Annotated in this window: 7 protein-coding genes and 1 other annotated feature; of the genes, 3 read left to right on the top strand and 4 right to left on the bottom strand. The window is 46.5% G+C overall.

The genetic code is table 11. The annotated features are described in order from the left end of the window. The first annotated feature begins 301 nt into the window (after positions 1–301). Complete coding sequence (locus tag JOC27_RS11515) at positions 302–859, top strand: cupin domain-containing protein (RefSeq protein ID WP_239530285.1); 558 nt, start codon at positions 302–304, stop codon at positions 857–859. Between the two features lie 51 nt (positions 860–910). Here JOC27_RS11515 and mnmL read toward each other — a convergent pair whose 3' ends face one another. Then, entirely contained in the window at positions 911–1,879 is a 969-nt protein-coding gene (mnmL, locus tag JOC27_RS11510) for a tRNA modification radical SAM protein MnmL/YtqA (RefSeq protein WP_205007448.1), read from the bottom strand. A 342-nt stretch (positions 1,880–2,221) separates the two neighbouring features. Continuing rightward, positions 2,222–2,458: a binding site (T-box leader), on the top strand. Between the two features lie 66 nt (positions 2,459–2,524). Here mnmL and leuS point away from each other — a divergent pair. Then, positions 2,525–4,948: a leucine--tRNA ligase gene (gene leuS, locus JOC27_RS11505; protein WP_205007450.1), complete on the top strand. Its 2,424-nt coding sequence runs from the start codon at positions 2,525–2,527 to the stop codon at positions 4,946–4,948. A gap of 412 nt (positions 4,949–5,360) precedes the next feature. Beyond that, positions 5,361–6,974, top strand: coding sequence for a putative polysaccharide biosynthesis protein (locus JOC27_RS11500; protein ID WP_205007447.1), 1,614 nt, complete (start codon positions 5,361–5,363; stop codon positions 6,972–6,974). A 144-nt stretch (positions 6,975–7,118) separates the two neighbouring features. On the opposite strand, the gene JOC27_RS11495 is transcribed toward JOC27_RS11500, so the two are convergent. The 3 genes from JOC27_RS11495 to cysK all read right to left on the bottom strand — a co-directional run bounded on the left by JOC27_RS11495 (position 7,119) and on the right by cysK (position 9,215). Continuing rightward, entirely contained in the window at positions 7,119–7,535 is a 417-nt protein-coding gene (locus JOC27_RS11495; protein WP_205007446.1) for a hypothetical protein, read from the bottom strand. 162 nt (positions 7,536–7,697) lie between these two features. Next, entirely contained in the window at positions 7,698–7,916 is a 219-nt protein-coding gene (locus JOC27_RS11490; RefSeq protein WP_205007445.1) for a DeoR family transcriptional regulator, read from the bottom strand. Positions 7,917–8,285: 369 nt separating this feature from the next. Beyond that, complete coding sequence (gene cysK, locus JOC27_RS11485; protein ID WP_205007444.1) at positions 8,286–9,215, bottom strand: cysteine synthase A; 930 nt, start codon at positions 9,213–9,215, stop codon at positions 8,286–8,288. Between the last annotated feature and the right edge of the window lie 347 nt (positions 9,216–9,562).

Genomic DNA, 9,562 nt, shown 5'->3' with positions numbered 1-9,562 from the left:
AGCGTATGCGTGTAAATTATGGAACCGCCGTGTACGGAACCGTACGCACGGTGGTGTGAGAGGTCGGAAGCCGAAGGCTTCCTCCTACTCGATTACGCTTGAGAATATATAAGATTTCAGAGGAATTAAGTATCAGAAATATAAGACGCAGCAGTCGTCCATAGATTTAGCTGTGTCAATTTTTTTCTAAAAAGTTAAGCGTTTTTTCTGAAATATGTTTGTATAAGATTGCACAAAAAAGCTTCTGAACAGGCGGCGATCACCTATCTTTTATTTCCGCATATGATGCAGACAGAAATCAATGAAGGGAATGAAAGCTATGTATCCTTTTTCTGAGCAGTCGTCCTTCTCTTATGAAGCGGCGCCGACTTATCCACCGTCAAGCGACAATTCGTACCAACAGCCGTTATCTTATGAGCAACGAGTGGTTCACCAGCCGGTGTGGCGCGATTACGGACCACAGCCGCTTGTTGTTAACATTGAAAAAGCAGCTGAAATCAATCCGAATTACCGAACAGCTATCTGGACCGGCAAACATCTGCAGGTGACGCTCATGAGCATTAATCCAGGTGAAGACATCGGACTCGAAATTCATCCGGTTACGGATCAATTCCTACGTATCGAATCGGGTAAAGGGCTTGTTCAAATGGGCGAGCAAAGTAATGCGCTGACTTATCAGCAACCGGTCTCCGATGGGTTTGCGGTCATGGTACCCGCGAATACGTGGCATAATGTGATCAACACGGGAACTAAGCCATTGAAGCTTTATTCCATCTATGCGCCGCCGCATCATCCGCATGGTACCATTCAACAGACGAAGGCAATTGCAGAGGCAGCCCAAGCCCATCACGGACATTGACGGTAAGGCTGACTGCAAGAGAAGCACCGGCGACGATCGATCCTATCGCTCTTAGCGAGACGCGCCCAAGATCGGCTGATATAATTTTCCCTGCCAGCTGTTCCGGCGTGCCAGCTCATCGTCAATTGCATCGAGTACTTCCCATTTGTTCAGACTCCACATCGGACCAATCATTAGGTCAGCGGGTCCATCACCAGTGAGTCGGTGGATGACCATTTGCGGGGGCAGGATTTCCAGCTGATCGCAGACGAGCGACACATAAGTTTTGAAATCGAGAAAGCGCAACAGTCCTTTTTCGTATTGTTTGACCATCGCTGTTTTCTTCAAAAGATGTAGCAGATGAATTTTAATGCCCTGAACGTCCAATCCGGCAACCGCGCGCGTGGTTGCCATCATCATTTCTGGTGTTTCTCCTGGCAGGCCGTCAATGATATGCACGCAAACCGGAATATTGGCGCGGCGCAGCTTATTGACACCGTCCAAGAAGCAGGCATAATCATGCGCTCGATTAATCAGCTTGCCGGTTTCTTCATGGATGGTCTGTAACCCAAGTTCGACCCATAAATGCGTACGCGCATTTAATTCGCTCAGATAAGCGATAACATCATCTGGTAGGCAGTCTGGTCTTGTGGCAATCGACAGACCAACGACACCTTCCTGTTCGAGGATGACTTCATAGCGCTCACGGAGTACATCAACTGGCGCATAAGTATTGGTGAATGCCTGAAAGAAGCCAATATATTTTCGAGCATGTGGCCACTTCTTGAGCATTCGTTCTTTAATCGTCTGAAATTGTGTGATCAAATCCTGACGGCGGTCGCCAGCGAAGTCTCCAGAACCGCTTTGGCTACAGAATGTGCAGCCGCCAAAAGCGACTTTTCCATCACGGTTCGGGCAGTCAAAGCCGCCGTCTAGCGGGACTTTGAACACTTTTTCACCGAATTGATGGCGTAAATAGGTATTCCACGAATAATAGCGTTTATCAGGGCCGAAATGCTCCGGCCACGTGTAGTTGTTCATAGCTGTCCCCTTTGCGATAAGTAAAGAAAGTATTAGATTTTTGACGAGAAATGGCGCATAGGCGCTCTGGCGCCTTGCGGGAAAAGCGAGCCAAGTGAGCCCCCGCAGAATCTAGCCTGTCTGAGGAGACGCGCGGCGCCCGCGGCAAGCGAGCAACCGAAGCGCAATTGTTGAAAAAGGACTTGGCTATGCCAAGTTTAGCTTAATAAATTCTATCGAAAAGTGTATCAGAGATAGATGGAAAGTTAAAGTGCGGGCTATTTCAGTTGTTTTCGGCTTAGGGGTTGTTGACATGTGTCAATAGATGGCATAAAATGTAGTTTAAACGCAAAAAAGAATTCAATTGAAGCAATGAAAAGGAAAAGTAATTCATTTCCTCGTTTCAGAGAACCTGCGGTCGGTGCGAGCGGGCAACGAAGATTGAGTGAACTCGCCTTTGAGCTGCAAATGTGTCCTTTATTGGATGCTTTTGCCGAATTATCCGCGTTAAGGAGAAAAACAAGTGAGCATTCGGCTTTATTGGCAGAAGGCTAATTTGGGTGGTACCGCGGGAATGGTCATCAGCCTCTCGTCCCTAACAAGTGTGTTAAGGACGGGAGGCTTTTAATATTTTGCATGTTTTTGAAGGAGGAATTTACCGTGGCTCTGGCGTTCGACCATAAAAAAATTGAGGCGAAATGGCAGAAATACTGGGAAGCGCATCAAACGTTTAAAACAGATGATGCATCAGACAAACCAAAGTACTATGTGCTAGACATGTTCCCGTATCCGTCAGGAAAAGGACTTCACGTCGGACATCCTGAAGGCTACACCGCAACGGATATTCTGGCGCGAATGAAACGGATGCAGGGCTTTGAAGTATTGCATCCAATGGGGTGGGACGCATTCGGCCTTCCAGCGGAGCAATACGCGCTCGACACCGGTCATGATCCTGCGGTATTTACTGAGCAGAACATCCATACATTCATGCGACAGATTAAATCGCTTGGTTTTTCTTACGACTGGGATCGCGAGGTCAATACGACCGATCCAGACTATTACAAGTGGACGCAATGGATTTTCCTTCAGTTGTATAAGAAGGGTTTGGCCTATGAGGCTGAAGTTCCGGTCAATTGGTGCCCGGCACTCGGCACGGTGCTCGCCAATGAGGAAGTTATCGATGGCAAAAGTGAACGTGGCGGCTATCCAGTCATCCGCAAACCAATGAAACAGTGGATGCTGCGGATTACGGCATATGCGGAACGTCTACTCAGTGACTTGGATGAACTTGACTGGCCGGAAAGCATTAAAGAAATGCAGCGCAATTGGATCGGTCGTTCGGAAGGTGCAGAAGTTAATTTTAAGATTGATGGGCATCCGGATGCGGCAGTTACTGTCTTTACGACGCGTCCGGACACGCTGTTCGGTGCTACTTATATGGTTCTGGCACCGGAACATCAATTGATTGATCAGATTACGACGGCAGACCAAAAATCGGCGATCGATGCTTACCGCACTGAAGTTGCAGCCAAGAGCGATCTCGAACGTACGGATCTTGCAAAGACGAAAACCGGTGCGTTTACCGGCGCCTATGCGATCAATCCGGTTAATGGTCGAAAAATTCCGATTTGGATCGCCGATTATGTGCTGATTACTTACGGATTCGGTGCAATTATGGCGGTACCAGGTCATGACAGTCGCGACTATGAATTTGCCAAGAAATTCGATCTGCCAATCATCGAAGTTGTTGCCGGCGGCGATTTGAGCAAAGAAGCATACAGCGGCGAAGGCAAGCATGTCAATTCTGAATTCCTGAACGGACTTGGGAAAAAGGAAGCAATCAGTAAAATCCTTGAGTGGCTGGAAGCACATCAGGTCGGCACACGCAAAGTGACGTACCGTCTGCGCGACTGGCTTTTCAGCCGGCAGCGCTATTGGGGCGAACCGATTCCGATCATTCATATGGCGGACGGCTCGACAAAGGCAGTGCCAGAAAATGAACTGCCTTTGCGCCTGCCGAAGGCAAAGAATATCAAACCGTCCGGCACCGGCGAATCACCGCTCGCTAATGAGACAGACTGGATCAACGTGACCGATCCAGAGACCGGCATGAAGGGACGCCGGGAAACAAATACCATGCCGCAATGGGCCGGCAGCAGTTGGTATTTCCTTCGTTATATCGACCCGCATAATCAAGAAAAAATTGCTGATCCAGAAAAATTGAAACGCTGGTTGCCAGTTGATTTGTATGTCGGCGGCGCGGAACATGCGGTCTTGCATCTCCTGTATGCCCGTTTTTGGCACAAAGTGCTTTATGATCTCGGTGTGGTGCCGACGAAAGAACCATTCCATAAGCTCGTCAACCAAGGAATGATTCTCGGTAATAATCATGAAAAAATGAGCAAATCGAAGGGCAACGTCGTCAATCCAGATGAAATTGTTGCCTCGCACGGTGCGGATACCCTGCGGCTTTACGAAATGTTCATGGGGCCGATTGACGCTGCGGTCGCTTGGTCGGAAACGGGAATTGATGGTGCCCGCCGCTTCCTGGATCGTGTCTGGCGGTTGTTCTCGGACGCGGACGGGAAACTTTCAGACAAAATTACAGAATCTGCCGTGACTGATCGCGCGTTTGAAAAATCCTATCATCAGACGGTGAAAAAGGTTACTGAGGATTTTGAAATTCTTCACTTTAACACAGCAATCGCGCAGATGATGTCTTTTATCAATGACGCTTACAAACAGGATGAGCTATCGAAGAGCTATGCCGAGGGCTTTGTTCAATTGTTAGCACCTATTGCACCACATCTTTGCGAAGAAATTTGGCAGCTGCTCGGACATAATGAATCGATCGAAAAATCGGAATGGCCGTCCTTTGACCCAACGAAACTAGCGGAGAAGCAAATTGAAGTGATCGTGCAGATTAACGGAAAAATTCGTGCTCGCTTGATGGTGAATAAAGGCACGCCACGCGAAGAATTACAAGAAAAAGCGATGCAAGAACAGCATGTTACTGAAAATCTTCAGGGCAAAGCAATTAAGAAACTGATAATCGTTCCAGACAAACTCGTCAATATTGTTGCAAAATAAAAGTAAAAGTTCTCTAGATGAGGCTCTGATTTTGCAGTGAAAAATGCAACAAAGGCGCTCTGGCTGGCGCCTTGCGGGAACAGCTTGCCAACGAGCCCCCGCAGATTCTTGTTTGTCTGTGGAGGCTCGCAGGTAGCGCCCGCGGCAAGCGAGCAGCCGGAGCGAATTCATTGCAAAAAGGACTTAGTTAGTCGTAAGAGAGAATTGAGTAAAATTTTTGATTAATCAAGCAGTGTGCGTCGTTACATTTAGATGCATGCTGCTTTTTTTGAGCGGAATTTCAAGAAACATTAAATTGACAATTATTGTTTCTGCCATTGTGGTAAAATATGTAGAGTTGCGGATAAAATGAGAACGAAATTTCTCCGTTATAAATTATTGCCTGGAACCAGGCTTTCAGGAGCGTAATCCAATGAGCGCATCAAAAATGATCCGTGGGACGATGATATTAACTGTTGCCACGTTTTTTGCTAAATTTCTTGGTATTTTCTTTGTAATTCCTTATCAGGCAATGGCCGGTAATGAAGGAACTTATCTTTATACCGTCGCCTACACCCCTTATTCCATTATTCTCAGTATATCAACGATGGGTCTGCCACTTGCGGTTTCTAAATTTGTCTCCAAATACAATGCACTCGGTGACTATGATTCAGGAAGACGCCTGTTCCGATCAGGAATTCTGCTGATGTCGCTGACCGGTCTCGTTGGTTTTTTTATCATGTTCCTTGGCGCGCCACAATTTGTCGCTTTATCGAATGTAACTGCAAATAATTTTGACAACGTGGTTCTTGTCATGCGCGTTTGTGCCATTTCGATTCTAATTGTTCCTGTGATGAGCCTCATGCGGGGCTATTTCCAAGGCTTTCAATCGATGGGACCGACTGCTGTTTCTCAGGTGATCGAACAGGTCGGGCGTGTCGGCTTCATCTTAGTCAGTTCTTTTCTTATTTTAAAAATATGGAAGGGTTCAGTCGTTAGTGCAGCCGTCTTTGCAACTTTTGCAGCTTTCATTGGCGCGGTAGCTGGTTTGTATGTCATGCTCCGCTATTGGGTTAAACGGCGCGCCTCAATTAAAAAAATGGAAGAGGTCCATCGCAACAGGCCACATCGTTATCAAATGCCACTCGGGACGATGTATAAAGAATTGATAGCGTACGCGATTCCTTTTGTCGGGGTCGGCATCGCGATGCAAGTCTATCAATTGCTCGATCAGATGATGGCGAATCATTATCTTACAAACGGAAATTTACGCGATATTATTGTTTCCGATCTGACGATGAGTGATCAGAAAATGGTGATGATCCCGGTGACGGTAGCAACATCGCTCGCTGTCAGCGCGGTTCCCGCAGTAATTATTTCCTATACCAAAGGTGATTTGCGTGACGTCAACGATAAAATAACGGAAGCACTCCAACTCGTCATTTTCTTGACCGTTCCTGCCGCTGTCGGTCTTTCAGCGCTTGGCTATCAAGTACACGGGCTGCTGTATGGGATTACCGCGAATGATTACCCAGCGATTGGCGGTTCGATCCTCACCTGGTATGCATTAACAGCAATTCTGTTTTCACTTTTTCAGGTGGGCGCATCAATTCTTCAAGGAATTAATCATCAGCGCGTGACGCTGATTGCACTTGGTTTTGGTGTCCTTGTTAAACTGCTGACCAATCCAATTGGCATGAAGTTGTTCGGTGGCGTAGGGGCTGTTCTAGCTACCGATCTTGGCTACCTAATTTCAATTTTGATCATCATGGTTGCGATTAGAAAAGCAACAGGGTATGCTTTCATTTCTGTAGCCAATCAGTGTGTCCATATCATCGTTTATACACTGATAATGTTTTTGGTCATTTGGCTAATCCTTTTGCCGTTCGGCGGTTCCGGAGTCCCGCATAGCAGAATATTAGCGGCAGTTGCCGTAACACTCAGCGTGATCGCAGGTGCGATTGTTTACCTGGCACTTGCACGGTATACCGGGTTGTTACGAAAAGTGCTCGGCGGCAGGTTTTTCAAACGATTCAGCAGAAGCTGATCGCAGCGGACAGGCCTCGTGCGGTCGAAAATGGTATTTAGAGCGAAAGTGCAGGTCAATTGGCTATATGTCAATTGACCTGCACTTTTTGTTAGGCGTTCGTCTAATCGTTTCAACGCGCGCGTGGCTAACCGAATGCGTGTTTTATTGCTGCGCACCATAAAACGGTCCGGGCGGGGCAGGAATGCCGAGCCGTCTTTCAACGGTACGTAGCCGACGGTCAAGTTGATTAATTTCGCGCTGCATCTGGACTTGTTGCCGCTCAATTCGGCGCAACCGCTGTTCCCAAGGGTTGAACCCCAATCCTGTCGGGGACGGAGGCTGACGATCAATAGACGTCGGATTCCATTCAAAGCTTTCGCTCGGGTAGGAGTCGGTCATGCTTGAGTAGGTATAGGGCAATGGCGTTTCGTTTGAAACCATATTTTGTTCGACGGGTTGCGTAAAAACAGGGTAGTTCATCCCTTGCGCCTGAAATCCTGGCAACATTCCGCTTCTGCCGAATGAAGGATAATTGTCGTTGCCCAATTGAAAGACGGGCTGTTCATTTTGCGGATACATCTTTAGTTCCTCTCCTCAATCTGAAGTCAACTACAGTCATCAGTATATGAAGCTATGGGGAATTTGCCCTTTCGTTTTCTTAACGATGGCGTCTCACACATTGCTTTTGTTAAAACAATAAGTTTAAACATAGCTAAAATAAAAGAGTTGCCGAATGGCAACTCAAGAAATCTTGACTTTTTTTTGTGTCACAGTCCATTGTCCCTTCTTCGGACTGCTGACTAAATCATTGTAAGTGAGAATATTTAAATCTCGCTGCATTGTTCTCTGTGTCATATCAAATTCTTCAACCAGCTCTTTCGTCGTAACAGTGCCTTGTCTCCGTATGAATAGATAGACGGACCTAACGCGATTTAGCATACGATCAGTTGAAGGACTCAAATCACCACTCCCCGAAAAATTTATCAATAAAAAATGAATCGTCAATCGAATCATTTTCATTGAGCCAAACATTCGCCGAAAAAAAGGTGTTGAATCAACAGATAAGAGATGTAAATCCACTAAAATAAATATAATTCAGACAAATTAAATATAACTCTTAAGAAAAAAATGTCAAATATATTTGTAAAATTTGATGTTTTTTTTAATTGACTCACACGCTGAAGGAAAAAAAGCCTCAAAACCATATATTTGGTCTTGAGGCGCTTATTTTTTGCATACAAGTCAATTATTTGTTCGTTAACGTTTTAGGTGCTTGCCTTCCGCTTTAGAACGAATGCACAGTCCATTGGAGCAGGATGTGCCCACAACTTACCTTGGAAAGATATCTCCGGAAAGATAACGTTCACCGGTGTCATTAATCATGCAAACCAAAACGTCTTCAGGCTTGAAGCGACGTGCGACTTGAAGCGCGACGAAAACAGACGCACCGGATGAGGGACCGCATAGAATACCTTCTTCACTTGCTAGTCGGCGGGTTAGTGCATAAGCATCCTGATCAGTGACTGGAATGATTTCGTCGATGATTGAGCGATCGAGTGTTTCAGGAATAAAGCCGGGGCTGGTGCCGACAATCTTATGGCGTCCAGGCTTGCCACCGGAGAGAATGGGGGATCCTGCTGGCTCGCATATATGTATCGTCATTTCGGGAAAGGCTTCTTTGAGCGCTTGTCCCGTTCCGGTAATCGTGCCGCCGGTCCCCGCGCAGCCAATCAACGCGCGGAGCGGTCGTCCGATTTGTTTCAGATCAGCAATAATTTCTGGCGCTGTCGATATGCGGTGAGCGCCCGGATTATTCGGGTTGCTGAATTGCATCGGCATAAAACTATTCGGCACAGTAGCCGCGAGTTCCTTGGCACGTCGAATCGCGCCTGGCATTTTATCCGCTCCAGGTGTAAGTACTACTTTCGCGCCAAATGCTTTAAGCAGATTTATCCGCTCTTCATTGACGGATTCCGGCATAACGATGACCGCTTTATAGCCACGCGCAACGGCAGTCATCGCAAGACCGATCCCCATATTTCCCGAAGTTGGTTCGATGACTGTCGATCCTTTTTTCAGTTCGCCGCTCTTCTCTGCGGCGAGAATAATATTTTTGGCGGCGCGGTCTTTCACGCTTTTTGTCGGATTAAAAGACTCTAATTTGGCATAAATCGTGGCGCCATTAGGATCTGGTAAGCGATTAAGGCGGACCATCGGTGTTCTGCCGACTAATTGATCAATCGAATCGGCTATTTTCATGGAATAAACTCCTTTCAGGTTTCTCGCGATCTGCCATTTACTTATGCTCGTATGAAACAAGCACAAAGGGCTATGATAAATTGAGAGGTGGAAAATCGTCTGAATCTCTTATTATTATACTAGATGGAGCAAGCAAGGATCGACCCTAAGTTTTTGAAGGAATAACTTTATCGGTACATCTTGTTTTTTTTCAAGAGATTAGAAAGTATAAAGTTTTTCGCACAAAAATGCAGCGAGCAGCCGAAGCGTAATTGTTAAAAAAGGACTTGGCAATGCCAAATTTTTCTCATTCACCGAGCAGAAATGGATACGTTTGCGGGCGAAAGATTCTAATGAAGAATTAGAGG

This window comes from Sporolactobacillus spathodeae (assembly GCF_016908935.1).
GTDB classification, from domain to species: domain Bacteria; phylum Bacillota; class Bacilli; order Bacillales; family Sporolactobacillaceae; genus Sporolactobacillus; species Sporolactobacillus spathodeae.
This window is presented reverse-complemented; position numbering and strand designations above follow the sequence as displayed.

Bases quoted from the DNA above. Each gene is read 5' to 3' on its own strand.
- JOC27_RS11515 (WP_239530285.1), top strand. From the start codon at position 302: ATGAAGGGAATGAAAGCTATGTATCCTTTTTCTGAGCAGTCGTCCTTC.
- mnmL (WP_205007448.1), bottom strand. From the start codon at position 1,879: ATGAACAACTACACGTGGCCGGAGCATTTCGGCCCTGATAAACGCTAT.
- JOC27_RS11500 (WP_205007447.1), top strand. From the start codon at position 5,361: ATGAGCGCATCAAAAATGATCCGTGGGACGATGATATTAACTGTTGCC.
- JOC27_RS11495 (WP_205007446.1), bottom strand. From the start codon at position 7,535: ATGTATCCGCAAAATGAACAGCCCGTCTTTCAATTGGGCAACGACAAT.
- cysK (WP_205007444.1), bottom strand. From the start codon at position 9,215: ATGAAAATAGCCGATTCGATTGATCAATTAGTCGGCAGAACACCGATG.